The following is a 24,208-nucleotide window of genomic DNA, read 5'->3' on the forward strand; positions in this document are numbered from 1 at the left end:
TTATTCCTTAGGTGAAAGTGTGATTTTGGATACACACTGGTTAATTGCTTTATATTTTACTTCATTTTTAAGAATGGCGTAAGAAAAAAATTAGTTTAACTAAGAAAAAGTATTGCATTATTTATTTTTTCTGAGTATTATGTCGGAAATTGAAGATTAACTAAAGTTCCCTGCCATATTTTTGAGTTTATCTCTATATTCATTTTGTCATATACCTTGCGTATATTGTATGAAGAGGGCTTACAAGATTAATCTGATTGATTTCAAAAGAATGGGATTATTTTTAATTTTTAATTAAAGGAATCAAAATGACAGGCTATCGTAAAAATACTTGGTTGGCAGTAATGGCTTTGGCTTTAGGCCTGGTAGCGTTTCCTGTCAGCTATTCAGAAGCGCAATCTTCTAATGTGTCGATCTCTGCATTAGAGTGCGAGCAATTAAGCCATTTGATTTTGGAAAACATGAATGTCAAGCAGCGCAAATTCGCGCTCGAGTGTGACATCGTTGAAGCATCGCATGATTGGGAACAGCAATATGGCGGTCTCAACGAGCAAGAATTCGTAGCAAGTGTGGTTTACGAATAAATCGATTAATATCGAAAACAATACGGTAGAAACACGCAGTAAAATTTGAGGCCGTCTGAAATAGTAGCATTCAGACGGCCTCAGGTTTATTTTCAAATCATTACTTAATTGAAAATTAAGGTAATAATGGCGCAGCTTGCAGGCCTAAGCGCTCGTCAAAACCAAACATAATGTTCATATTTTGAACAGCTTGTCCGGCAGCTCCTTTAACCAAGTTATCAATGACCGACAACACTACCCAAAGTTGGCTCTGCGGCGCTTGCTGTACGCTGATGCGACAGATGTTGGCACCGCGTACGCTGCGGGTTTCTGGTGTGCTGCCCGGTTTCATCACATCCACAAAAGGGCTGTCTTGATAAAATTCGTTCAAGATGTCGTATGGATTGATGTTGTTTGCCAAGTGCAGGTAAACGGTGGCATGCATGCCGCGAATCATCGGGGTTAAGTGCGGAACAAACACAAAACCCTCTGCTACATCAGCTTGCAAGCTGCTGATGGTTTGCTTGATTTCCGGTAGGTGGCGGTGGCCGCCGATGCCGTAGGCTTTAAAATTGTCGCCTGCTTCACACAATAATGAACCAACATTACTTTTGCGGCCTGCACCTGAAACGCCGGATTTACAGTCGGCAATCAACGGCATATTGGCTTTCAGATGGCCTTGTTGCAATAATGGCAGCAGGGGTAGAGATACGCAGGTAGGGTAGCAGCCAGGATTAGCCACGATTTGTGCCTTAGCAATAGCGTCGCGGTTCATTTCGCATAAGCCGTAAACGGCTTGCGGCACAATATCGGGACAAGCGTGCGCCATGCCGTACCATTGCTCCCATGTCGGAATGTCCTGAATGCGGAAGTCGGCAGATAAATCGACAATACGCGCGCCTTTGGCCAATAATTCCGGTGCCTCTTTCATGGCTATGCCGTTGGGAGTGGCAAAAAAGACCACATCGCATTGATTAAGGTTGGCTTCGTCCGGTGTTTGGAAAATCAAATCATAAATGCCACGTAAGCTGGAGAAGTAATCGGCAATTGCCGTGCCGGCCTCACTACGGCTGGTGACGGCGGTTATTTCAACATTGGGGTGTGTGGTCAGCAGGCGTAATAATTCAACGCCGGTATAACCTGTTGCGCCGACGATACCGACTTTGATTTTAGCGTTCATCTGTATCTCCAATAAGGGTAAATTCGATAGTGAGGGTAGTTTAAGGCTTGGCAGTCCGTCTGAAAAGGGTAGGAAATCATAAATTATTGGGCGAAGTGACTTATCAGCATAATAAATAAGAAAGGCCGTCTGAAAAAGATAAACCAAAGTTTCTTTTTCAGGCGGCCTGAGATGTAGAAAATTGTCGGGTTGTTTACACTTTTATGCAAAACAGTTTTTGTTTTTTGCCCGAATGATTGTTTTAGGATTTTTGAGCATTATCGAGAGCCATGCGGCTTTGCCGTGCCTTTCGGCATTCTTGGCAACACTCGAAAATCCCCAAATGGGTCTTCAAGCAAAAAAGCAAAAGTGTAAACAACGCTAGGATTTTCTACACCTGAGACCTTTGCAAAATTTCCTTTCCCAAACAATAAAGATTACTTGAGTTATCAAGTAACCTTTATTTCTCCTCCAAACACACAGATTTCCCTAAGTTTCCCTAAATTCTTCCAAATCCTGCCATCCAAGCACCCGATTTCCCAGGTACTCCCTTTTCGGCAGCAGGCGCAGCGAGGTTGAATTTGTTTGTCGTTTTGGGCAAATTCAAACACACCGCTTTCAAATGACTTTGCGTATTCGCTTTCCGTAAGCCGAAATATGTTGCCCTATGGCAGCGGAACTTGCGGTGCAATGTACCGAAACTCTGTTCCGTCGCATATAGTGGATTCACTTTAAAAATAGGACAAGGCGGCGAGCCGAAGACAGTATCGATAATACGGCCGGGCGGGCCAACGCCGTACTATTTTAAAGTGGATTCACTATAACGGGTATTTGATAAGTATCGGTTGCGTTGTTTGTCTTCGTCTGTTAAGGGGCGGCCACGGCGGGCTTTACGCATAATGCCGTCTGAAAGTTTTTTGTTGTTTAATCATTCCCGATTGGCTTTGCTGCCGCAGCCTTTGCCGGCATATACGGCGGTGTATTCGGTTATGCCGTCGAAGTGGCGGCACGCGTGTTCGTTGGCGGGGCCGACATGCAGTTGGCCGGTATAGCCTTCTTGTTCGGTACGGGTGTTGTTTGCAGCCGGCGGTTTGGATGATGGCGGAGGCAATAACAGCGGCGGCTTTTTCTACTTTTAAGCCTTTGCCGGTTAATCGGTTCCGACGGATAAGGCAAAGTTTGGTCTTGCGCCAATCGGTTGCGGCAGCGGTGGTCGCGAATTCAGCGGTTTTTTGTTGCTCAAGACAGGTATGGATGGGTTGCCAATCAATGATTTGGTTGATTTTGAGCAGTGGGAACCGGTCGATGCCGTTGATGGCAATGATGGTTTGGGCGGTTTGTTGGAAAAAGCTGCTTATGGAAAATCCTCTAAATTCGGTTTAGGGGAATTTAGAGGATTTTTGGGGGGTGCAAAGGTCTTGGCTTGAATGTTTATTTAGCCATTAAAACAGCAATTCGGTCGGCTCAGTCTCGGCCGGAATTTCCTGCGTCGGATAAGCAGGAGCAGGGGCATAGCTTGAGGCCGGGGGAGGCGTATTTTCTGCAGAAGCCGCTGCATTGCTTGGCGTAACCGATTGAGCAGGTTGCGGTGTAGCCGGCGTTGGGGCAGTGATTGGTTTCACAGTATCATCACCGGCATCGATTTCGATTTCGGAACCTGAAGGCAATACATCGTTTTTAACTGGAGCCGGTTTTGGCATAGCTTTCGGTTTGCTGTAAGCAGATGAGCCGGTGGTCCAAGCCAGAGACTTCAATGGGCCTTTGAGCTTCACGCCTTTGGCACAAGTTAAGCAGTTAGCTTGGCCGGTGCGGTTTTTCAAAATCGCTTCAACGCGCTTAGTGTTGGTGTTTTTGCCGTGTGCTTTTGCCCATGCAGCAATGCTCTTTTTCAATGCTGCAGTATCGAGATTCTCTTTATTGTATGGGTCGCGGTAAGCGGCAAGCCATAAATTTTTATTAGCATCTTCATTTAAAGCCGCCATTTGGTAAATCACGTGAGCCGGTGAGCCGGTGGAAATAGTTTTGGCAAATTCCAGGGCATCAGGCGATTTCATGCGCACACAGCCGTGGCTGCGCACGCCCGGTACACTAGATGGTGCATTGGTGCCGTGGATACCCAAGCCCAATTTCGGGTCACCAAGACGAACGAATACCGGCCCTAAAGGGTTTTTCGGTCCCGGCGGAATGGTTTTCACATTGTCGCCACGCTCTTTTTGAATCGATTTTGGAATGTGCCATGTAGGATTAAAGGCTTTAACACCGATTTTGTGTTCGCCTAAGTTGGTTTGGGTCATGGCTTTCCCGACTGCAACAGGGTAGGCTTTGGTCAGCTTGCCGTCGGTGTATAAAAACAGGCGCTGTTGCGGGATATTGATGAAAACGTGTTGGCCTTCGGTTGCCGGTGCGACATCAGGCAGTGGCGTGTTGGCAAATGCGGTGGTGGTCAGTGTCAGTGCAAATAAACTTAAGCTGATTTTTTTCATGTATTTGTCTGTATTTTAACAAAGGGTTAAAAGATAATTTTGCGAAATCATACCTTAATATAGTGGTAACTGTGCGAAAATATGCTTTTCCGGTAAGTAATAACCGGCAAACGGTTATTTAAGATGAATATTTCAGTGAAGATAAATAGATGGCCAAAGGTGAGTATGTGAAGAATGTGGCGGACGTTTTTTCTTTGGATTATGAAGGGCGCGGGGTAGCGCGATCGGACGGAAAAACGGTTTTTATCAAAGGTGCCATGCCGTCTGAAACCGTTGGCTACCGTGTGACCGGATCTAAAAAACAATTTGATGAAGCGGAAGTAGAATCTGTCTTAAAGCCATCAGGTGAACGGGTTAAGCCAAAGTGTCGCTATTTCGATACATGTGGCAGTTGCGTACTGCAGCATATCGAGCCGAATGCGCAGGTGGCATTTAAGCAGCGAATTTTAGAAGAACAATTGGCGCGTATCGGCAAAGTGCTTCCGGAGCAAATCCTGCCGCCGATTTATGCGGCGCCGTGGCATTACCGTGATAGAGCCAGATTGAGTGTCGCTATTGATGCTTCAGGTAAAGCCAAATTCGGTTTTCAGGCAAAGCGCAGTCATGATGTGGTGGATATTGCGTCTTGTGAAGTGTTGCCGCAACACATTTCGGTGCAGATTCCTTCGGTAACAATGTTGCTGCAAACATTAGTGGATTCGGGAGCAGGAATCAAATTTGTCGAGTTTTACCGCAGTAAAAAATTAACCGTATTGAATCTGTGTTTTTATCAAAGGCCGTCTGAAAAAACAGAGTGCCAATTGAGAAAATGGTTTGATGCATCTTTAAAAGAAAAAAACGAAACTTGGCAGCTGTGGATACAATACGGCAAAGAATCGGCACAGGCTTTTTATCCAATACATCATGTTGATTTATCTTATGATTTGCCTGAGTATGATTTGACTATGCCTTATCGGCCGGGTGACTTTACTCAAATTAATGCCGACTTAAATGCACTGATGATTAGTCGGGCCATCCGGCTGCTGGATATCCGTTCAGGCGAAAGAATTGCCGATTTGTTCTGCGGGTTGGGCAACTTCAGTTTGCCTATGGCAAAATGTGGCGCAAGTGTAGTCGGTATTGAAGGCGCAGATTATTTGGTCGATCGTGCGCAGCAAAATGCCATGGCAAACGGCTGTGCAGATCAGGTTGAATTTCAAGTGGCTGATTTATTTGATACAGATGAAGCAACGGTAGCATCGTGGGGACAATTCGATAAAATGTTGCTCGATCCGCCGCGAAGAGGTGCTTATGCTGTCGTCAAATCGCTACATTTACCTTATTTACCCAAACGCATTGTTTATGTGTCGTGCAATCCTGCCACACTCGCGCGTGATGCTGCTGTTTTAATTGAGAAAGGCTATGTTTTCAAGTCTGCCGGTGTGATGAACATGTTTCCTCAAACCGCCCATGTCGAATCCATCGGCGTGTTTGAGTGGTAGAAAATCTCGGTGTTGTTTACACTTTTCTTTTTTTACTTGAACACTCAAAAATCCTAAAATAATCATTTATGCAAAAAACAAAAGCTGTTTTGCATAAAAAGTGTAAACAATCTGGCGATTTCCTACAATATCAGGCCGTCTGTCAAATGGTTTTTTAATGTAATTATCCGGGGAATCATGCTATCATAATCAATCTAGGGGATAACATGATTCGATAGCATAAATAAATGAGTGTCGAACATATTAATACATTGGCAGTGTGATGCGCATTTGTGCATCATCGGGAGGTGTTCTTGAATTATTCGCTTTTAATCATCTTGCTGGCGCTTTTGTTGCTGGTCTTGTTGTTCGTACGCTATAAGCAAGGCGGTGAGACGGCAAAAAAACCGAGCAAAGCAGCTAAAGCATCCAGACAAAATAATCATCAAAATCAGGCTGATGAGGCTTCTGATGGTGCAGATTGGATGGATAAAGTCAATCAGTCTGTTTCCAATGCCGACAACCAAGATTGGGAATGGGACACAGAAGGTGGCAGCGGCACATCTACAGCTTCCGTATCCGCTCAGGAAGTCGACCCATTAACCGAATATCAAGTCTATAAGCAATTCGGCTACGAAAGCAAAGCAGCCGAATCCCTCGCCAGCTATCTCAATGGCCTGCCTGATGGCGCGCCTGAAAAATTAGTTCATGAATTGGTCGGCTTAAATCTGCGTGTCGGTAACATCGATAAATTAGCCGAAACCTTAGAAAATCATGGTTCCGCTTTGCCGGAAGACAGCTTGGCTGAATATGTGAAGCTGGGTCTGATGGCCGAGTCTACTCATTTGCGCCTGCGCGTATTGGCAGAGAGCAAATTAGGCTGGAATATGCAGGAGGTTGCCCGTCAAATCGGTGAAAATAATGGCATTGAGGAAAATATTGTCACTAACCCTGTTCTTACCATCGATTCTGCCAATCCACAAGCAGCTAATGGGTTCTCTAAACGCGCTCCAATTGTTTTGGGTAAAAAAGAATTCAGCGATATCACGCCTGAAGAGATGAGTGCGGTAATCGGTTTTGTGAAGCCGGAGCAAAGTGCCAAGATTCTGAAAGATAAAGTGAATTATGAGACAGCGGTAGAACAATACAACCGTGCGATTCATCATTCTGCCAAACCGGCAAGCCTCATTATTGATGCCTTGAAGTTGGACTATCAAAACGAAGAAGTCGGTCAATTTGCCAAGCATTTATGGAAATTATATTACTCTTTGGGCCAATATGGCCGCCAAGTTAAAGAACGTATGTTAGGCTGGGGCTACAGCCTAGGTTACCATGAGCTTTTCGATGATTTGGAACGCAGCCCGAGTGAGCAGCAAGTGCGAGAAATCGGCTTGTCACGTGGTTATTTGCAACCAACTGCCTTACAAATGAAATCCAAATACCGCGACTTGGTGCAAAAAGATTCATCCATCATCAGCGCAAATAATTCACCTGCCGACGAGGCATTGAAAGAAGTGGAATCTTTGCTGATGTATGGTCAGCTTGATCAAGCAATTGGTACTTTGGAACAGGCAGTATTGCAATATCCGAAAGAATCTCAGCTGTATGTGATGCTGTTTGACCTTTATGAGCGTGCTGAGGATTGGGCACGTTTGGAACAATTCTTACGTTTATTGCGAGAACGCGTCGTCAACTTGCCGGAGGAGGTGGTTTTGGCCATGAGCCGCTTGTTGCAACGTGTCAACCAACATTCTAAAAAATAAAATAACTCAAGAGAGTATCAATAATGGACAATCTGTTGCCTAAGATTAAAACCATACGGATCATGTTGCAAAAAGTGGGTGATCAGCAAGAGGCCGTATTCCGTATGGCTTTTAAAATGCACAATACGACGAATTACGAAATTGTAACGCCGGAATCAGCCGATAAACCGGATTTGATTTTGGTCGACACTGACTCACAACAAGGGATGGAAGCGTGGAAAGCAGCAACAGCAGCCTATCCTGAAACACCGGTAGCGATGTTTTCTTCATCTGAACCGACCGTTACCACACCTTATCTGCCGAAACCAATCAAATTTGATACCTTATTTCCTATCTTGCGCAGTTTGGCACAAGGCGGACAGATTTTTACCGTTTCAGACGGCGTGACTTCCAGTCAAGAAGCAGGTCAAACTCAAGCTGATGGTACGCGCAAAGCAACCATCCGCCGCTTCAATCCACAAAAAGGGTTGCTGGGCGCGTTGAAATTTGCCAGTCAAGGTCATCAAGATATTGCCGTTTTGCATCAAGGCAAACCGGTATTGATCGTGTTTCCAAACATTCAGCGTGTCTTATTGACCGTTAATGCCACTGAATTAGAAAAACTATGTAAAGATGATAATCTTGCCGTAGTGTGTAAGGCTGTGCCTGATAACCCGCAATGGAAAGAAAAGGCTAAAGTCACGATTATGTCGTGCTTGTGGCAAATGGCGATTTGGACTGCCCAAGGCCGGCTGATTTATCCGATGACACCGCAAACCGTTTTCACGTTGAAACGCTGGCCGAATTTGACCCGTTTGGCTCATGTGCCTGAATCGATGCGCTTATCGGCCTTTCTAACCAAAACATCGGTTAACCTGAATATTCTGTATAAAGTCATGCCTTTAGAAATGCCGGATATTTTGAATTATCTGGCAGCGACGTCCGTAACGGGTTTCTTGGCAACCGATGCCGAATACGCTCAAGCAGTGCCGGCCAATCTGACCGAACGCGTTAATGTCAGCAGCGATGTGCCGGACAGCGAAATGGCTAAAGATGCCGAAAAAGTGGCTGGTCCGTCAGAAGAGCAGCCGCGTGGTTTGTTACAACGCCTGATGCGTAAATTGCTTGGTAAACGATAATAAAAAGGACAAGGCAATGAAAGAAAATAAAATTATCTTTACCGGTCCGGTAGGCGTAGGTAAAACAACAGCTATTTCAGCATTATCCGATGAGCCGCCAATTCAAACGGATGCTTCCGCTTCCGATATGACTTTGGTCCGCAAAGGCTACACCACCGTTGCTATGGATTATGGTGTGATTCATTTGGATGAAGAAACCAAAGTGCATTTATATGGCACACCGGGTCAAGAACGCTTTAATTTCATGTGGGAAATTCTTAGTCAAGGCAGTATGGGTTTGGTGTTGCTGCTGGATAATACCCGTACTAATCCATTGAAAGATTTGCAATTCTTTTTGGAAGCTTTCCGTGAGTTGCTGAAAACCGCTCCTTTGGTAGTTGGTGTGACCAAAATGGATATCCGTTCTTTGCCGGGTGTGGATGTATATCAAAAATACTTGGCTCAAAATAATTTTAATGTACCGGTTTTTGAGATTGATGCCCGTCGTGAAGACGATGTGAAGCAGTTGGTGACTGCGATGTTATTCTCAATTGATCCGGGTTTAGAGGTATAAGATGGAATCTACACTCTCTTTACAGTCAAATTTGTACCCCAAAATTACACCGGCAGGCGCCTATTATGCCGTTTCTAACGAAACCCCAAGTGCCAGCCGTACATTACTTTACGGTTTATTGCGGGCAGATCCTACTGAAACTATCAGCAGCCAAAGAGTGTTGGCTTGGGCCGATACCAGCGACATCAACACGGCATTGAATCTGCTGTATCGTTTGCAACGCTTGGAATTTTTATACGGCGACGAGCAAATGAGCACAGACGATGTGAACCTGACTGATGAACAACTGCCGCAATTATTGGAGCAATTGTCCAATTCAGGCAAAGCATTATTAGCTGATGAAAACGGGCTTTATTTTGCCAATGCAGGCTTTCATCATGAAGCTGCGGAAGAATTAGGCTTATTGGCGAGCGAAGTGGCGAAAGTTGAAGATAATCACCGCTTATTGATTCGCAACAACCTGTACATTAACAACAGCGCATGGGGTATTTGCGATCCATCAGGCCAAAGCGAACTGACTTTCTTCCCGCTTTACGTCGGACAAACCAAACTGATTTTGGTTATCGGCGGTATGCCTGATTTAAATAAAGAAGCCTTTGTTACCATGGTTAAAGTGTTATATCACCGATACGGCAGTCGCTAACCCGACTTGATATAACCCACTACATTTTGAATGGAATAAAAATATGCAACAATTATTAATCTCCGTATTAAGCGACTTGAATAATACCTCTACGGATATCGTCGCTTCTGCCGTGATTTCTCCTGATGGCTTGCCGATTGCAACGCTGCTGCCAAACCATTTAAATGCCGACCGTGTAGGTGCCATGTCGGCCACCTTGTTGGCTTTGGGCAACCGTTCCGTACAAGAGTTGGCTTGCGGCGAGCTTGATCAAGTGATGGTAAAAGGTAAAAACGGCTATATTTTATTGAGCCAAGCAGGTGATAATGCCGTATTGGCTTTAATGGCCAAAGAAAGTGGCAAATTGGGCTTAATCCTGCTGGATGCCAAACGCGCTGCCAAACATATTGCGGAAATTTTGTAATGTAGAAACATTGGATTATCAAAAAATAAAATAATCTATTGACAGGTTTATTATTCTTAACTAAAATCCAACTCTTATTCCCTGATAGCTCAGTCGGTAGAGCGACGGACTGTTAATCCGCAGGTCCCTGGTTCGAGCCCAGGTCGGGGAGCCAAATTTAAAAAAGGCCACCTTATAGGTGGTCTTTTTTTATAGATATTTTATAGATAAATGTTTAGGTCGATTTTATTCATTTTGTGTGATGTCAGCCATTGATGTAGCAGTTGGAAATAAGTAGTGAAATATATAGTGGATCCACTTTAAAATAGTACGGCGTTGGTTCGCCTAGCCGTATTATCTATACTGTCTCCGGCTCACTGCCTTGTCCTATTTTAAGTGGTGACTTGCGCGTCTTCGGTAAACAAGGGCATTTGCTCGGCAACGCGTTTTTCATCGGCTAAATTTGAGAATGTATCCACCAAATCTTTTAAGGCTTGGCGTTCCTGAAAATTTAGCTACAGTTTTCAGGCAGCCTGAATTTTGGACGAGAACACGCGTCTTGCCGCGCACCACGCTTTTGGGTGGGTGGTGCGGAACGGTGCGTTCTCCGTAGTGTCAGTACTGGCTCAAAATTCATTCTCAAAAATTTAACTATTTTTGCGATTAAAATTTTTATAGATTGAGTAGATGAATTTTTAAAATAACTCGCCTATTGAATTTTTAAAATAACTCGCCTATTGAATTTTTAAACTAACTCATCTATAATGCGTTTAAATTTTTAAACTCTTAAACATTTAAACGTATCTAAACATAGGAATTCAAATATATGAAAAAATTATCTGCTTTATTATTGAGTGCTGCTTTGAGCATGACAGCGTGTAGCACAACCAACCCCACAACCACATCAACTGAAATCGTTAATCCCAATGCGGTTTACACCCAATATGCTACCGTTCCCACGCAATACATTACGGCTGAAAATGGCGTTCGCTATGCCTATCGCCGTATGGGCAAACCACAAGCTGTGCCGATTATTTATTTCAATCATTTAGCATCTAATATGGATAACTGCGACCCTAGAATTATGGACGCATTGGCGCAAGATTTTGAAATTATCTGTTTTGATTACAAAGGAGTAGGCAGTACTTCTGGCAAACAAGCGCAATCTATTCAAGAAATGGCACACGATAGCTTGGCGTTTATCAAAGCATTGGGCTATGAAAAAATTGATATTTTGTCGTTTTCTATGGGCGGATTTATTTCACAGGAAATCATGGAGTTGAAACCTGATTTAATTCGCAAAATTATTTTGGCTGGCACAGGTGGACGCGGTGGTCAAGGTGTAAGCGATGTGGTTGGTTTGACTTACAAAGAGATTGCCAGAGGGCGTTTGCATGGTGTTGACTCTAAATATTTCTTATTTTTTAATTCATCGCCAAGCGGTCAAGTCGCCGCCCAAGATTTTTTAAGCCGTTTGGAAGAAAGGAAAGTCAATCGTGATATACCTGCAAAATGGAGCAATTTACGTATACAATTAGAAGCCATTAGCAAATGGGGAAAAGAGCAACCTGCTGATTTGTCTAAATTTACTATGCCTGTATTGGTCATCAATGGCGACCACGACCGCATGGTACCAACGGTTAATTCCTACGATTTGGCAAAACGTTTCCCTAATGCCCAATTGCATATTTATGAAAATTCGGGACACGGGGCGATTTTCCAATATCATGAAGATTTTGTGAAACGTGCCAAAGCATTTTTTGCCAATAAGAACGCAAAATAATGTTGTATGGGCTTGAGTGAATACACTATATAATATGCCGTCTGAAAATCATTTTCCAATTTTGATAAAACAACACTCACTTAAAACACATTATATTCAATGATTACCGACACAACTTTCCCAGCATCTTGATTTAAATTTGTGTTTAAAAATGCAGGTTGGCACTTATTAATCGGTCTTTTTGTAGCAGGTATAGCGGCACTATTGGTCTTTAAAATATAGTATCCACATCCTTATGAAGTGCTAACTGGTGGTTTGGCGTTATATAAATTGGTTGTTATCGTTGACGTGATATGCGGCCCTTGATATTGGCCAACCCGAAGAAATCCACTAAAGAGCGCATAATCGATTTTAGCTTAATCGGTGTTATTCAATTGGTTGCATCATTGTATGGGCTTTACAGCGTTTCTCAAGCATGTCCGGCGGTGGCAGGCATTTGAGCAAGATAGAATCATGTAGTCACTGCTGCTGAAATGATCATAAACAGCTGCCTAGTGCACCGGAAGGTTTGCAGCAATTATCATGGTTTGGTGTAAAGCGTGTGGGTTTGCGTGAGGCTGTGAATGTGAAAGAGGTTAACCAAAGTTTATCCATGTCTTTGCAGGGGGTTGAGCCAAGTATACGACCGAATTGGCGGCTTGAAGATGGTAAGAAAGAACGTGCAAAAATTCGCACCAAGATGAGACCTTTATCTGTATTGGCACAAGCAAAGGGCTTAAGTGAAGCGGAAATTCTTTCGAGTGCTTCAGTAAAATCCGATGAGCAACTTTATTACTTACCTTTTACCAGCAGTTTGAATCAAAACTGGGTTGTTTTGCTTATCCAACATGCAGATTTTGTGGCTTATGCCCCTATAGACGGTTTATCGTGAACTACTAGCATTATGCTTATATGTTATACAATAAGCATATAAATATTCGTTCAAAATTTAACTAGATAAATTTCCTATTAAGTCAAAATTAGAGTAAATGCCTAATTTTAGCTTAATCATTTTTGATAGAGAAATAAACTGATTATAAACAATGGTATATTATTTAATATTTATTGCCGGTTTCCGTTTGTTTTAACTAATAACCGCTTATCCTTCATTTTAATATATTATCAATTTCAGCTTGAAAAAGTGACAAGAAACGGCACATGACAAAAATGGCTAAGGCGTATATGACGAATACCAACTAAAACTGACAAAAAATGTCATATTAAAATCTTGAAATTAGCTTTAAGAGATAAAACTTTAGGCTGTTTGAAATGTAATATATAAAATTTATGTTTTAAAACAATGGCTTTTAATAAAATATTTGAAAATTTTAAGATTACTTAAAAACTGGCACGTTCATTGCTTGATAGATTATGTCCGGCGAAGTTGAAGCGCAACGGATACTGAGTCGGAAGCTGTATATTCCTTCCTCTTCATGGTTTTACTCATATGAAGTAAACGAAAATGCCAAGCGCATTACGGATTTTAAAATATAATACACAACCAATTATTCACAAATTTTTAACCGGAGTTAATGAAATGAAAAACATGCAAAAAGGTTTTACCTTGATTGAATTGATGATCGTAGTTGCAATTATTGGTATTCTGGCAGCCATTGCGTTGCCTATGTATCAAAACTACATCGCTCGCTCACAAGTTTCACGCGTAATGGGTGAATCAGGCAATTTAAAAACGGTTGCTGAAACTTGTGTTTTGGATGGTAAATTGACTGTTGGCAAGGACAACGGTAACTGTAAAATTGGTGCAACTGGATCTAATTTGTTAACTGGTGCCGCACAAAGTGGTGAAACTCTAGAAACTGGTACGGGTGTGCCTCAAGTAACGTTGCAAAATACAGGTGCTGCAACTATTGTAGCTACGTTTGGTAATAATGCTGCAGCTGATTTGAAGACTAAAACTTTGACTTGGACGCGTTCAGTAGATGGTACTTGGACTTGTGGTACAACTGCTCCTGAAAAATATGTACCATCAGGTTGTGCTGTGACTACTACTACTCCTTAATTTTAATCATTTTGTAATCTTGAAAAGCGTATCATGAAATGTGGTACGCTTTTATATTTATAATTTGTAAAATAGGTTTAAAAGATGCATAAAAGCCATATGCTAGGTGGGTTTACATTAGTTGAATTGATGGTTGTGTTGGTTATCATAGGGGTGTTATCAGCATTTGCGCTACCAATTTATCAAAATTATGTTGGAAAAGCTCAATTGGCGCGTATTGTGTATGAATTGTCAAGTACTAAAGCATCTATTGAGACCATTTTATCTAATGGTGGTTTTCCTACTGTAGATGCTGCGCAAAATGGCACTCCATACTCTGATCATGGAGGTATTTATGAGTACATAGGAATTCAAGGTAATAATCCTGTGTCTAACATTATTAGTTTAGCTACTATTAAATCTGCTGATGGCAGTTTTGGCGGAATTGAGGCAGTTGTTGGTGGGGATGTTAGCGCGATATTAACAGGTACAACAATTGAATTATTGCGCAATCCTTCAGGCCTTTGGAGCTGTGAAATTAGAATCTTAAATAAAGTTGATAAAAGTGATTTTAGTATTAGTGGCTGCAAAATTGTTGATTAAGTAACAAATTGGTTAAAATGTTATTTAAATATATCTATGGATGGATTCATATCATTTTGTTTATTTTAAATGAGGCTGTCTTAGATAACTGGGAAAATCACCCTTAGGGTAGAATCCTTCCTATGAGAAAAAGCTGCTTAAGCTGGTTAACCATAGTCGAATAAAATCTCAAATTTCCATTTTAAAACAACTGGTAAAACAGGGGTGTTCTAGTTATCTAGGATCGTCCCTTTTAAATTAATTAGAATCAAATCTAAAGTAGATTAGATAATCATGAAATTACATTAAAGGCCGTCTGAAAATTTTCAGACGGCCTTTATTATTATCTACTGCTCAGCTATTTAATTTCTTAACCGGTCAACTGCTTAGTAATCAGCTTCTTAATCGGCGGGAAATTATTGCTGGCGCGCAACACCAGGCCGCGTAGAATTTTGGCCGGAGCGGTTTCATTGGTGAAAAGTTTCAACAACATATTGGTGCCATGGTAAATCGGATGGGCATGCAGCATGTGTTTGCTGTTGTATTTTTCCAGCAGAGTGTTTGAGCCGATGTCTTGGCCGCGTTGCTCGGCTTCCAAAATCAGTTTGGCTAAAATATCGGCACTGGATAAGCCTAAGTTGAAGCCGTGTGCGGTAACGGGATGCATACCAACGGCGGCATCGCCGATCAAGGCGCTGCGTTTGCCGTAGAAACGTTGGGCAATCATGCCGACTAAAGGATAATTATGGAAAGTGCTGACCACTTCCATATCGCCCAATCGGCCTTTTAATTGGGCTTTGACCATAGCGGCCAATTCTTCATTGCTCAAGGCTTTGACGGAATCGGTTTTATCGGCATCAACGGTGATGACGGTATTGGTGATATGTTCTTCCAGCGGCAACAGGGCGATGGTGCGGCCATAGTGGAAGCATTCATAGGCCGTGTGGTCGTTGGAAAGGGTATGTTTCATGCGGCCGACAAACATGGTGCGGCTGTAATCGTGCATATCGGATGAAATGCCCAATTGGCGGCGGGTCTGTGAGAAACGGCTGTCGGCGGCCAAAAGCAGGCGTGCGGTCAGGATGTTACCGTTTTCGATAATAACTTGCGCTTCTTGATCGGATATTTTCACATCTTTGACATTAGAGTCGGTCAGAATGGTCACGTTGTCGAGTGTGGCCACTACTTCATACGCAGCTTTGCGGATGTTGTGGTTGGAAACCAAGTAGCCTAAGCAGTCGGCCGGTTCGCCGCGTGCTTGGGCGGGTTGCGGGAAGTGCAGTTGGTAATCGGATTGGCCGTTTAATACTTTGGCATCGCGTAACGGATAAATTTCGTCTGCGGGAATGCGTTGCCACATGCCTAAGCGTTGCATGATTTCGCGGGAAAGGTGGGTAAGCGCGATCTCTCGGCCGTCGTATGGCGGATTTTGCAACACAGCGAGCGGGTTGCGTTCGATAAGGGTCACTTTTAAACCGCTGCCTGCCAGTTCTGCGGCAAAGCTGAGGCCGGCCGGGCCTGCGCCGACGACGAGAATATCGCTGTGTAAGTTCATGGAGGTATCCTTTATTGTAATGGCGTAATGGCTGTGGATTATTTTCAGACGGCCTTAAGTGTACTGTTTTTTGGCGGTTGATGGGTAATCCGGAATAATTGGCAAATTATAGCAAAATTGCTTATAGAATAAAGCAAAGATTCATTCGGTATGCAAGTTTTTACGTGGGCTTTAATGTATATCAAGTGCCCGTATTTAAGATAGGGGAGAAAGGCCGGAATACCTGATCGAATAGGGAGAGGGTTAATATAAATTAACGCGGTGAGAGGTAGTAAGAAAATGAGGGTAAGAAAAAAACCGCTTCTTAAAACAAGAAGCGGTTTAATTTGAGCGGATTACTCTTCAGAACCGGTGTAAGGGCGAACGCTTACGGTTTTACGGTTTAACGCGCCTTTGGTTTTGAATTCTACGTAACCGTCAACTTTAGCGAACAAAGTGTGGTCTTTGCCCATGCCTACGTTGTCGCCGGCGTGAAATTTAGTGCCGCGTTGACGAACGATGATAGAGCCTGCCGGAATCAGTTCGCTGCCGAAGGCTTTTACGCCCAATCGTTTGGCTTCTGAATCGCGACCGTTGCGGGTGCTGCCGCCTGCTTTTTTACTTGCCATGTTAAATACTCCTTAGCTTGTGTTAAATCAGGCGATTGCCACGATTTCGATTTGGGTGAAATTTTGACGGTGGCCTTGGCGCTTTTGGTAGTGTTTGCGGCGGCGCATTTTGAAAATGCGGACTTTTTCGCCGCGGCCGTGGGCCACTACTTTGGCGGTTACTTTTGCGCCCTCGATAAAAGGTGCGCCTACTTTTACAGATTCGCCGTCAGCAATCATCAAAACTTCGTTCAGTTCGATTTGGCTGTCGAGTTCGGCTGGTATCTGTTCTACTTTCAATTTTTCGCCAACGGTAACTTTGTATTGTTTACCGCCGGTTTTTACGACCGCGTACATACTCAACTCCATGAGAATTTTGGTTAAATCATTCGCACCCCATGTGCGAAACATTGAATTCTATGCATATTTTGCTGTTTTGTCAAAGTTTATTTCTGTTGTGATGAAAATGCCGTCTGAAAGGTGTGTCAAACGGTCTTTACTGCTATAATCGCGCGCTGGATTATGATATTTTTATGCAATACTCTCTTTTAATAATAATTTTCTAGAAATTCCGGTCATGCTCGAAAATCTGCCTTATTTCCAACGTCATCTGCCTGACGATTTAGCTAAAGTCAATGTTGTGATTAATCAAGCCGTTCAGTCGGATGTGGCGCTGATTTCCCAAATCGGCAACTATATCATCAGTGCCGGCGGCAAGCGGTTGCGTCCGATTATCACCATTTTGGCGGGCAAGGCCGTGGGTTATGATGATGAGAAACTTTATTCGCTGGCGGCGATGGTGGAATTTATTCACACATCGACGCTGCTGCATGACGATGTGGTGGACGAGAGTGGTTTGCGCCGTGGCCGAAAAACCGCGAATAATTTGTTTGGCAATGCGGCAGCGGTGTTGGTGGGCGATTTTTTATATACCCGCGCATTTCAGTTGATGGTCGGCTCGGGCAGCATGAAGATTTTGGAAGTAATGGCAGACGCGACTAACATCATTGCCGAAGGCGAAGTGATGCAGCTGATGAATATCGGCAACACCGATATTACCGAAGCCGAATATGTGCAGGTCATTCAATACAAAACCGCCAAGCTGTTTGAAGCTGCCGCGCAAGTCGGTGCGATTTTGGGTAAAGCCACTCTGGAACAAGAGCAAGCGTTGAAAGATTACGGCATGTATGTCGGTACTGCTTTCCAAATCATTGATGATGTGCTGGATTATTCGGGTGAAACCGAAGAAATCGGTAAAAACGTCGGTGATGATTTGGCCGAAGGTAAACCGACCTTGCCGCTGATTTATCTGATGCGTAATGGTTCGGAACAAGCGGTGAATGATGTTCGCCATGCTTTGGAAAATGCCGATCGCAGCTATTTTGAGAAGATTCATCATCATGTGGTCAATTCAGAGGCTTTGTCTTATTCGGTAAGCGAGGCGCGTAAGGCAGTTGGAAAAGCGATTGCGTGTTTGGGTGCTTTGCCGCAAAGTGAAATTACCGAAGCCATGCGCCAGCTTGCCGAAGAATCGTTGGCGCGCTTGTCTTAAAAGAGCGTGACATGAATTTCAGTTTTATTCCGCTTTTCTTGGTGGCGCTGATTTTACTGGGTGTCTTGAGCAACAATAATTCGATTACGATTTCCGCGATTGCCTTGTTATTGATGCAGCAAACAGCCTTGGCAAAATACATTCCTTTAGCGGAAAAATACGGCTTGGGCGTCGGTATTGTTTTTCTGACTATCGGCGTATTAAGCCCCTTGGTTTCGGGTAAAGTGCAGCTGCCTAACCTTGCGGCATTTGTGAATTTCAAAATGTTGGCTGCGGTAGCTGTCGGTATTTTTGTGGCGTGGATTGCCGGACACGGTGTGCCTTTGATGAGCAGCCAGCCTATCTTGGTGACCGGCTTGTTAATCGGTACGATTGCCGGTGTCGCTTTTTTCGGCGGTATTCCCGTTGGACCGCTGATTGCTGCAGGGATATTGTCGTTTATCGTCGGAAAAGTTTAGTGCACTCGCCATAGTTCAACGGATAGAACGTATGCCTCCTAAGCATAAAATACAGGTTCGATTCCTGTTGGCGAGGCCAATAATATCAATGCCGTCTGAAAAGCTTCAGACGGCATTGTTGTTTTTAAAGATGAAAGAGGCCGCCTGAAAGTTTCAGACGGCCCAACTTTATTCTGGTGTCACCGGCGTAGCGGAGCTATCGGCATGGTTTGGTTGTAAGGCGGTCAGTTTCTTGGTGAGGAAATTCAGAATCACACCGTAAGCAGGTAGGAAAAACAGGGTACAGATGGCGAGTTTGAATAAATAATCAACAAAGGCAATGCCCGGCCAATGCTGTGCCATAAAGGCATCGTTGCTGGCATAGAAAGCGACGCTGAAGAAAATCAATGTATCTAATGCATTGCCGAGAATGGTCGATGCGGTTGGGGCGGCCCACCATGATTTCAGACGGCGTAAGCGGTTGAATACAAAAATGTCCATCATTTGGCCAAACGCATAGGCGGCAAAACTGGCTAGAGCGATTCGGCCGACAAAGGTGTTGAATGTGGCCAACGATGCCCAGTCTGTCCAACTTCCTTCGCTGAACAAAACGGAGAATACATAAGAGAGTAATAAAGCGGGGAACATCACCCGAAAAATAATCCGGCGCGCTAGATGTGAGCCGAAAATACGCACGGTCAAGTCGGTGGCTAAGAAGATAAACGGAAAGCTGAGTGCCCCCCAAGTGGAATGCACACCAAAAATTTCAAAGGGAAATTGCACCAGATAATTGCTGGAAGCGATAATGAGAATATGGAATAAAACGAGCCAAAACAGGGCTTTTTTCTGTTGGGCTTGGGTAAATTGATACATGAATGGCTTTCGGAAACGGCTTTCAGACGGCCCGGGATGTAGGAAATCACCGGATTCTTCACACTTTTTATGCACAACAGTTTTTATTTTTTGTCTGAATGATTGTTTCGGGATTTTTGAGCGTTATCAAGAACCATACGGCTTTGCCTTGTTTTTCGGCATTCTTGACAACACTCGAAAATCCTCAAATGGGTCTTCGGGCAAAAAAGAAAAAGTGTAAACAACGCTAGGGTTTCCTACATCCCAGGCCGTCTGAAAAAACGATTTGATTTTAAAAATGGATTTAGTGCATGTCGTGTTCGAAGAGACGTTTTCGTGCCAGGCTTTCGAACTCGGTACCGGCTTTGCCGTAGTTGGCAAAAGGATGAATGGCAATGCCGCCGCGCGGGGTGAAATCGCCATAGACTTCGATATATTTCGGATCCATCAGCGCAATCAGGTCTTTCATGATGGTATTGACGCAGTCTTCATGAAAATCACCGTGATTACGGAAGCTAAATAAATAGAGTTTCAGCGATTTGCTTTCCACCATTTTAATATGTGGAATATAGCGGATATAGATGGTGGCGAAATCCGGCTGGCCGGTCATCGGGCACAGGCTGGTGAATTCCGGACAGATAAATTTGACGAAATAATCGTTTCCGGGGTGTTTGTTGTCGAATGCTTCTAAGATATTGGGAGCGTATTCGGTGGGGTATTGGGTGCGTTGGTTGCCCAATAGAGAAATACCGTTTAGCTCTTCGGTGTTACGGGACATTTTTGATTTCCTTAGTTTTTTAATGTGGGAGGTTTTCGAACCACGTAACCGTTTATTTTAATATAAAAATTTGTTTCTGTGGGGATTTAACTTCAAGTTGGCAGGGGAAAATGATGAAATAGTGGCACGTTCAATGAACTAAATATACTGATTGTGCTTCTAAACCAGAGCGTTTATATGGCAATTATGTTTCTTGAGGGATAGTGTTTTGTGTCATAGTCATGAATTTAAAATAAGATTATCGGTTATTATCGCAGCTAATCAGATGCAATATGCATAATGTGACCCGTTTGTAATTTGGGTAAACCGATTATCAGATTTTCATCGGAAAAATAATCAGCTGAATTAATATAGTGTTGGAAAGTAAGTATCTGCATATTGGGTAAATGAATATGTCATTATTCATTCTGCTTTATTCAAAACAAATTAGCCATCTGAATAAGAGAACATACAATGGGTTTTTCACAAGTTGAATTAGTTAATGCGTTGTGCTTGTTGTCAGGCCGACTGCCTGAATTTTCCGAGCATCAAACCCAAGCCGGAAGATTGCTGCGTGTTGTGACCGAGCGTTTAAGCAGCCATTTGAACGAGAGCTTGAAAGTTTTCGGTATTAATGAAAATTTATGGTTTGCCATGATGGCGATTTATGTCAGCCCGAATAGCGAAATTTTGCCGTCGCGTTTGAGCGATTTGATGGATTTGACCCGTACCAGCGCAACCCGTTTGTCGGATGAAATGGTGGAGCGCGGTTGGGTGGAGCGCCACATCAATCAGCAAGACCGTCGTCAGATTGTGTTAAAATTGACCGCTGAAGGCGAATTGTTTATCCAGAAAGTTTGGCCGCAAATTTCAAGCAAAAGCGGAGAAGCTTGGCAGGATTACACTAATGATGATTATGTGCAGCTGCAATATCTGCTGACCAAGCTGTTAAACCGTTTGGATGGTTGATGTGTCACGCTGACGGCTGCGAGACATGATAATGGAGTCGTTCATGAAATTCCGAATTGCCAAAACAGGCATGTGCATCATCGCAGCGGCAACGCTGGCCGCATGTGCTCAATTTGGCAAACAAGCACCGTTGGAGAACCCAACGGTGCATTCTTTATCGCAGGGCAACTCAGTGCTCGGCCAAAATGCTTGGTGGTTGCAATTACAGGATAAGAAACTCAACACACTGATTGCGCGTGCTATTCAGACATCGCCCGATTTGCGCATGGCAAAAGCCCGTTTTGAGCAGGCTCAAGCTCAGTTGGGTATAACCGGTGCTGCCGATAAGACCCAATTGGGTTTGGTGGGTAATGGCCTTGTCATGTATACGGCACCTAAACCGTCTTCGATGCAGGGTGAAACAGACAATCAATTGTTGTTGGCCAATGTGGCGGTGCAAGGCAGTTGGGCGTTTGATTTCTGGGGTAAAAACCGCGAACAATTGGCCTCGATTTTAGGCCGGCGTCAGGCTGTATTATATGAAGCACATCAAGCGCGTATTGCCTTAGCGCATGCAGTGGCGGCGCAATATTTTGCCTGGCAGGCGTTGGTTGGACAGCAGGCGCTGATTGAGCAGCGTATGACTTTGTCCAATAAAATGCTGCAATTGGTCAAACGTCGGATTGATGCTAAGCTAATGCCGTCTGAATCGGTTTATCCGATTGAAATTGCGCAACAAAAATTGGAATTGGAAAAGCTGACGCTGGTGCAGCAGCAGCTTAAAGTGCGCCATAGCTTGGCTGCGCTAACCGGTACAACGCCGATGGGTTTGGCTGTTTCTGCGCCGGAAAAACTGGCAAATGCGCCTGTGTTGCCGGTGGGTAAATTGCATGCCGATTTATTGGCGGCGCGTCCGGATGTGGCGGCGCAAAAAGCCTTGTTAAGCGCGCGCTTGCATAAAGTAAAATCGACTGAAGCTGAGTTTTATCCGAATATTGAATTGAAAGTGTTGGCCGGTTTGGGCCATATTGATGCGTTCAATGTGGTGCGGAATAAAGCTTCGGGTATACTGGGCGTAGTGCCGGCGCTGAACCTGCCTATTTTCACTTCCGGTGCCTTGCAGTCCCGTTTGGCCGGCGAACGCGCACAATACAATGAGCAGGTGGCTGTGTATGATCAAGCAGTGTTAAACGCCATGCGCGCCGCGGCCGATGCCATTGCTGATTACCAAAATTTGCAAGCGCAAAAACCGGTATGGGAGAGAATGCTGAAAACTTCCGATAAATCAGTACGTGCCGCGCAAGGCCGTGTCAAAGCAGGCTTGGAAAATGGTTTGTCGGTGTTGAAACAGCAGGATGAGGCTGTTCAATTAAGAATGAATCAGGCGCAGCAACAGGCACAATTGTTGACGGCCTGGAGTAATGTGCATATGCAATTGGGCGGCGGCTTTAAAATAGGTAAATAAATTTAGCAGTTTTCAATTATTCAGACGGCCTTATTAGGCCGTCTGAATTTTTATTATGGAAAACAATCGGGTAGTATTATTTTTCTTTCTAATTCAGATCAATATTTGAAAGATAACAAATATGAAAAGTAACTTGATTGAGTATGGAGGCAGTTATAGAATGTCGAATCTATTTGGCTTAATTCATCATCATTCAGATGAGGTATTGGTTAGGTTGTAAGTCATTTACTATTTAAAATAAATATAGATAAATCGCGTTTTAAAATCGGGATTAAGTACACTCATGGATTATCAGCAAGACAAAACGCCAAACCTGCCCATAGTGGATAAAGGTTCAGAGGCCGCTAGCCATCGCACACGCAATATGACGATTATTATATTGTTTTTTATCGTGCTGGCGTTGGGTGCGGCCTTGGTTTATTTCTTGATATTGCAAAAGGAAGAGGCTACAGACGAGGCTTATGTCGCCGGCCATTTGGTACAGATTACGCCGCAAGTAAATGGTACTGTGCGTAAAGTGATGGTTGATGATACCGATGTGGTCAAGAAAGGCGATGTGCTGGTTTCCTTGGATGACACCGATTTTCAATTAGCTTATGACCGTGCGCAAAATGAATTGATTCAAGCGATTCGTCAAAATAAGCAGCAAGCAGCAAGTAATTCACAAGTGCGGGCGGAAGTTTTGTTGCGTAAGGCCGAGTTGGCTAAAGCCCAATCGGATTTAGGTCGACGTGAGGCACTGGCGGGAACAGATGCAATTTCCGGAGAAGAATTGAGCCATGCGCGCGCGGCTGTGGTTCAGGCGCAGGCAGCCTTGAAAGCGGTTGAAGCGCAAGAAGCGGCCGCACAAGCGGCGCTGGGCAATAATATTCCATTACGCCAGCAGCCGGCCGTTCAGACGGCCGTCAGCCATATTAAAGACGCGTGGTTAAATCTGCAGCGTACACAAATCCGTTCGCCTATGGCCGGACAAATTGCCAAACGTAGCATTCAAGTGGGGCAGCGTATTCAGCAAGGTGCGGCATTGATGGCGGTGGTGCCTTTGCACAATTTGTGGGTCGATGCTAATTTTAAAGAATCACAACTGCGTAAAATGAAAATCGGCCAGCCGGTGCAGATGGTGACCGGTTTGTATGGTGGTAAAGTTGTCTATCACGGCCACGTAATGGGTCTGTCGGCCGGTACAGGCAACGCATTTGCATTGCAACCTAGTCAAAATTCAGCCGATAGTTGGATTAAAGTAGTGCAGCGTGTGCCGGTTCGAATCAGTTTGGATGAGAAAGAATTGGCAGCCAATCCGTTGCGTGTCGGCTTGTCGATGACGGTGACGGTAGATATTTCTTCGCCGGGGACGGGTAAAAATATGGCGGCGACTGCGGAGGGAAATACTACCTTGCCGGAAGCGGATACTGTAGATTGGGCGGCTGCGGATGCGTTGATTGAACAGATTTTTGAAAAATATGCGAAGTAGCATTTCAGACGGCTTTCACATGAAGGCTGTCTGAATTTTATGATAGATTATGTATAGATTATGTTTACAGGATATCTCTCTTCAAAATAACTATAAAAAGGCCGTCTGAATATTCAG

General features: G+C 43.9%; 24 protein-coding genes, 2 tRNA genes, 2 pseudogenes and 1 riboswitch. Of the genes and pseudogenes, 19 read left to right on the forward strand and 9 right to left on the reverse strand.

All coding sequences use genetic code 11. From position 1 onward, the window contains the following. Positions 1-308: 308 nt before the first annotated feature. Positions 309-584, forward strand: a complete 276-nt coding sequence (locus H4O27_RS00205; RefSeq protein ID WP_165010449.1) for a hypothetical protein — start codon at positions 309-311, stop codon at positions 582-584. 115 nt (positions 585-699) lie between these two features. On the opposite strand, the gene argC is transcribed toward H4O27_RS00205, so the two are convergent. The 3 genes and pseudogenes from argC to H4O27_RS13480 all read right to left on the reverse strand — a co-directional run bounded on the left by argC (position 700) and on the right by H4O27_RS13480 (position 2,833). Next, positions 700-1,743, reverse strand: coding sequence for an N-acetyl-gamma-glutamyl-phosphate reductase (argC, locus tag H4O27_RS00210; protein ID WP_165010451.1), 1,044 nt, complete (start codon positions 1,741-1,743; stop codon positions 700-702). A 478-nt stretch (positions 1,744-2,221) separates the two neighbouring features. Then, positions 2,222-2,440: pseudogene (locus H4O27_RS13475) on the reverse strand (hypothetical protein); the annotation flags it as partial. Between the two features lie 210 nt (positions 2,441-2,650). Beyond that, complete coding sequence (locus H4O27_RS13480; RefSeq protein WP_371864824.1) at positions 2,651-2,833, reverse strand: hypothetical protein; 183 nt, start codon at positions 2,831-2,833, stop codon at positions 2,651-2,653. A gap of 139 nt (positions 2,834-2,972) precedes the next feature. Between H4O27_RS13480 and H4O27_RS12860 the strand changes: the two genes are divergently transcribed. Next, positions 2,973-3,149 carry a hypothetical protein gene (locus H4O27_RS12860; protein WP_226883411.1) on the forward strand — a complete coding sequence of 59 codons (177 nt, stop codon included), beginning with the start codon at positions 2,973-2,975 and terminating at the stop codon, positions 3,147-3,149. A 15-nt stretch (positions 3,150-3,164) separates the two neighbouring features. Here the strand turns inward: H4O27_RS12860 and H4O27_RS00220 are convergent, their stop codons facing one another. Beyond that, a complete protein-coding gene (locus tag H4O27_RS00220) occupies positions 3,165-4,205 on the reverse strand; it encodes a L,D-transpeptidase (protein ID WP_165010453.1) in 1,041 nt (346 codons plus the stop codon). 149 nt (positions 4,206-4,354) lie between these two features. Between H4O27_RS00220 and rlmD the strand changes: the two genes are divergently transcribed. From rlmD to H4O27_RS00280, 11 genes and pseudogenes are all read left to right on the forward strand, one after another. Then, positions 4,355-5,686 (forward strand): 23S rRNA (uracil(1939)-C(5))-methyltransferase RlmD, encoded by a 1,332-nt coding sequence (gene rlmD / locus H4O27_RS00225; RefSeq protein WP_165010455.1) that lies wholly within the window; start codon positions 4,355-4,357, stop codon positions 5,684-5,686. 287 nt (positions 5,687-5,973) lie between these two features. Further along, positions 5,974-7,428 carry a 23S rRNA methyltransferase gene (locus tag H4O27_RS00230; RefSeq protein ID WP_165010457.1) on the forward strand — a complete coding sequence of 485 codons (1,455 nt, stop codon included), beginning with the start codon at positions 5,974-5,976 and terminating at the stop codon, positions 7,426-7,428. A 23-nt stretch (positions 7,429-7,451) separates the two neighbouring features. Next, positions 7,452-8,546, forward strand: coding sequence for a DNA-binding transcriptional response regulator (locus H4O27_RS00235; protein ID WP_165010459.1), 1,095 nt, complete (start codon positions 7,452-7,454; stop codon positions 8,544-8,546). A 16-nt stretch (positions 8,547-8,562) separates the two neighbouring features. Further along, a complete protein-coding gene (locus tag H4O27_RS00240) occupies positions 8,563-9,099 on the forward strand; it encodes a GTP-binding protein (protein WP_106740194.1) in 537 nt (178 codons plus the stop codon). Position 9,100: 1 nt separating this feature from the next. Continuing rightward, entirely contained in the window at positions 9,101-9,742 is a 642-nt protein-coding gene (locus H4O27_RS00245) for a peptidase M23 (RefSeq protein ID WP_165010461.1), read from the forward strand. Positions 9,743-9,785: 43 nt separating this feature from the next. After that, positions 9,786-10,145 (forward strand): roadblock/LC7 domain-containing protein, encoded by a 360-nt coding sequence (locus H4O27_RS00250; protein WP_095503242.1) that lies wholly within the window; start codon positions 9,786-9,788, stop codon positions 10,143-10,145. Positions 10,146-10,223: 78 nt separating this feature from the next. Next, positions 10,224-10,299, forward strand: a tRNA-Asn gene (locus H4O27_RS00255). 651 nt (positions 10,300-10,950) lie between these two features. Further along, on the forward strand, positions 10,951-11,907 hold the full coding sequence (locus H4O27_RS00265) for an alpha/beta fold hydrolase (protein WP_206222799.1): 957 nt from the start codon (positions 10,951-10,953) through the stop codon (positions 11,905-11,907). A gap of 141 nt (positions 11,908-12,048) precedes the next feature. Next, positions 12,049-12,778: pseudogene (locus H4O27_RS00270) on the forward strand (fimb protein). A gap of 645 nt (positions 12,779-13,423) precedes the next feature. Next, the gene (locus H4O27_RS00275; protein WP_165010487.1) at positions 13,424-13,906 is read left to right on the forward strand and encodes a pilin; all 483 of its coding nucleotides are present in this window, start codon (positions 13,424-13,426) and stop codon (positions 13,904-13,906) included. An 84-nt stretch (positions 13,907-13,990) separates the two neighbouring features. After that, positions 13,991-14,488, forward strand: a complete 498-nt coding sequence (locus tag H4O27_RS00280; RefSeq protein WP_165010489.1) for a pilin — start codon at positions 13,991-13,993, stop codon at positions 14,486-14,488. A gap of 349 nt (positions 14,489-14,837) precedes the next feature. Here H4O27_RS00280 and ubiM read toward each other — a convergent pair whose 3' ends face one another. From ubiM to rplU, 3 genes are all read right to left on the reverse strand, one after another. Beyond that, positions 14,838-16,022, reverse strand: a complete 1,185-nt coding sequence (gene ubiM / locus H4O27_RS00285) for a 5-demethoxyubiquinol-8 5-hydroxylase UbiM (RefSeq protein WP_165010463.1) — start codon at positions 16,020-16,022, stop codon at positions 14,838-14,840. Between the two features lie 335 nt (positions 16,023-16,357). Next, positions 16,358-16,630, reverse strand: a complete 273-nt coding sequence (gene rpmA, locus H4O27_RS00290; protein WP_095503238.1) for a 50S ribosomal protein L27 — start codon at positions 16,628-16,630, stop codon at positions 16,358-16,360. A 27-nt stretch (positions 16,631-16,657) separates the two neighbouring features. Then, complete coding sequence (rplU, locus tag H4O27_RS00295) at positions 16,658-16,966, reverse strand: 50S ribosomal protein L21 (RefSeq protein ID WP_095503237.1); 309 nt, start codon at positions 16,964-16,966, stop codon at positions 16,658-16,660. Positions 16,967-17,186: 220 nt separating this feature from the next. Here rplU and H4O27_RS00300 point away from each other — a divergent pair, with 220 nt between their 5' ends. The 3 genes from H4O27_RS00300 (at position 17,187) to H4O27_RS00310 (ending at position 18,698) form a co-directional block, all read left to right on the forward strand. Next, on the forward strand, positions 17,187-18,161 hold the full coding sequence (locus H4O27_RS00300) for a polyprenyl synthetase family protein (protein WP_165010465.1): 975 nt from the start codon (positions 17,187-17,189) through the stop codon (positions 18,159-18,161). An 11-nt stretch (positions 18,162-18,172) separates the two neighbouring features. After that, positions 18,173-18,619 carry a DUF441 domain-containing protein gene (locus H4O27_RS00305; RefSeq protein WP_165010467.1) on the forward strand — a complete coding sequence of 149 codons (447 nt, stop codon included), beginning with the start codon at positions 18,173-18,175 and terminating at the stop codon, positions 18,617-18,619. Between the two features lie 4 nt (positions 18,620-18,623). Next, positions 18,624-18,698 (forward strand) — tRNA-Arg (locus H4O27_RS00310). A gap of 89 nt (positions 18,699-18,787) precedes the next feature. Here H4O27_RS00310 and H4O27_RS00315 read toward each other — a convergent pair. Both H4O27_RS00315 and queF read right to left on the reverse strand, forming a co-directional pair. Beyond that, positions 18,788-19,471 carry a 7-cyano-7-deazaguanine/7-aminomethyl-7-deazaguanine transporter gene (locus H4O27_RS00315; protein ID WP_165010469.1) on the reverse strand — a complete coding sequence of 228 codons (684 nt, stop codon included), beginning with the start codon at positions 19,469-19,471 and terminating at the stop codon, positions 18,788-18,790. Between the two features lie 283 nt (positions 19,472-19,754). Next, a complete protein-coding gene (gene queF / locus H4O27_RS00320; RefSeq protein WP_165010471.1) occupies positions 19,755-20,228 on the reverse strand; it encodes a preQ(1) synthase in 474 nt (157 codons plus the stop codon). 5 nt (positions 20,229-20,233) lie between these two features. Continuing rightward, positions 20,234-20,278: riboswitch (PreQ1 riboswitch) on the reverse strand. A 403-nt stretch (positions 20,279-20,681) separates the two neighbouring features. Between queF and H4O27_RS00325 the strand changes: the two genes are divergently transcribed. The 3 genes from H4O27_RS00325 to H4O27_RS00335 all read left to right on the forward strand — a co-directional run bounded on the left by H4O27_RS00325 (position 20,682) and on the right by H4O27_RS00335 (position 24,091). Continuing rightward, the gene (locus tag H4O27_RS00325; protein ID WP_165010473.1) at positions 20,682-21,176 is read left to right on the forward strand and encodes a MarR family transcriptional regulator; all 495 of its coding nucleotides are present in this window, start codon (positions 20,682-20,684) and stop codon (positions 21,174-21,176) included. 43 nt (positions 21,177-21,219) lie between these two features. Next, positions 21,220-22,620: an efflux transporter outer membrane subunit gene (locus H4O27_RS00330; protein ID WP_165010475.1), complete on the forward strand. Its 1,401-nt coding sequence runs from the start codon at positions 21,220-21,222 to the stop codon at positions 22,618-22,620. A gap of 283 nt (positions 22,621-22,903) precedes the next feature. After that, complete coding sequence (locus H4O27_RS00335) at positions 22,904-24,091, forward strand: HlyD family secretion protein (protein ID WP_165010477.1); 1,188 nt, start codon at positions 22,904-22,906, stop codon at positions 24,089-24,091. The last annotated feature ends 117 nt before the right edge of the window (positions 24,092-24,208 follow it).

This window comes from Neisseria yangbaofengii, assembly GCF_014898075.1.
Classification (GTDB): Bacteria; Pseudomonadota; Gammaproteobacteria; order Burkholderiales; family Neisseriaceae; genus Neisseria; species Neisseria yangbaofengii.

Excerpts from the sequence above, each read along its gene's own strand:
- H4O27_RS00315 (WP_165010469.1), bottom strand. The coding sequence starts at position 19,471 with ATGTATCAATTTACCCAAGCCCAACAGAAAAAAGCCCTGTTTTGGCTC.
- H4O27_RS00250 (WP_095503242.1), top strand. The coding sequence starts at position 9,786 with ATGCAACAATTATTAATCTCCGTATTAAGCGACTTGAATAATACCTCT.
- rlmD (WP_165010455.1), top strand. The coding sequence starts at position 4,355 with ATGGCCAAAGGTGAGTATGTGAAGAATGTGGCGGACGTTTTTTCTTTG.
- H4O27_RS00245 (WP_165010461.1), top strand. The coding sequence starts at position 9,101 with ATGGAATCTACACTCTCTTTACAGTCAAATTTGTACCCCAAAATTACA.
- H4O27_RS00305 (WP_165010467.1), top strand. The coding sequence starts at position 18,173 with ATGAATTTCAGTTTTATTCCGCTTTTCTTGGTGGCGCTGATTTTACTG.
- rpmA (WP_095503238.1), bottom strand. The coding sequence starts at position 16,630 with ATGGCAAGTAAAAAAGCAGGCGGCAGCACCCGCAACGGTCGCGATTCA.
- queF (WP_165010471.1), bottom strand. The coding sequence starts at position 20,228 with ATGTCCCGTAACACCGAAGAGCTAAACGGTATTTCTCTATTGGGCAAC.
- H4O27_RS00300 (WP_165010465.1), top strand. The coding sequence starts at position 17,187 with ATGCTCGAAAATCTGCCTTATTTCCAACGTCATCTGCCTGACGATTTA.
- H4O27_RS12860 (WP_226883411.1), top strand. The coding sequence starts at position 2,973 with ATGGATGGGTTGCCAATCAATGATTTGGTTGATTTTGAGCAGTGGGAA.
- H4O27_RS00235 (WP_165010459.1), top strand. The coding sequence starts at position 7,452 with ATGGACAATCTGTTGCCTAAGATTAAAACCATACGGATCATGTTGCAA.
- H4O27_RS00335 (WP_165010477.1), top strand. The coding sequence starts at position 22,904 with ATGGATTATCAGCAAGACAAAACGCCAAACCTGCCCATAGTGGATAAA.
- H4O27_RS00275 (WP_165010487.1), top strand. The coding sequence starts at position 13,424 with ATGAAAAACATGCAAAAAGGTTTTACCTTGATTGAATTGATGATCGTA.
- rplU (WP_095503237.1), bottom strand. The coding sequence starts at position 16,966 with ATGTACGCGGTCGTAAAAACCGGCGGTAAACAATACAAAGTTACCGTT.
- H4O27_RS00280 (WP_165010489.1), top strand. The coding sequence starts at position 13,991 with ATGCATAAAAGCCATATGCTAGGTGGGTTTACATTAGTTGAATTGATG.
- H4O27_RS00330 (WP_165010475.1), top strand. The coding sequence starts at position 21,220 with ATGAAATTCCGAATTGCCAAAACAGGCATGTGCATCATCGCAGCGGCA.
- H4O27_RS00205 (WP_165010449.1), top strand. The coding sequence starts at position 309 with ATGACAGGCTATCGTAAAAATACTTGGTTGGCAGTAATGGCTTTGGCT.
- ubiM (WP_165010463.1), bottom strand. The coding sequence starts at position 16,022 with ATGAACTTACACAGCGATATTCTCGTCGTCGGCGCAGGCCCGGCCGGC.
- H4O27_RS00220 (WP_165010453.1), bottom strand. The coding sequence starts at position 4,205 with ATGAAAAAAATCAGCTTAAGTTTATTTGCACTGACACTGACCACCACC.
- H4O27_RS00325 (WP_165010473.1), top strand. The coding sequence starts at position 20,682 with ATGGGTTTTTCACAAGTTGAATTAGTTAATGCGTTGTGCTTGTTGTCA.
- H4O27_RS00265 (WP_206222799.1), top strand. The coding sequence starts at position 10,951 with ATGAAAAAATTATCTGCTTTATTATTGAGTGCTGCTTTGAGCATGACA.
- argC (WP_165010451.1), bottom strand. The coding sequence starts at position 1,743 with ATGAACGCTAAAATCAAAGTCGGTATCGTCGGCGCAACAGGTTATACC.
- H4O27_RS00240 (WP_106740194.1), top strand. The coding sequence starts at position 8,563 with ATGAAAGAAAATAAAATTATCTTTACCGGTCCGGTAGGCGTAGGTAAA.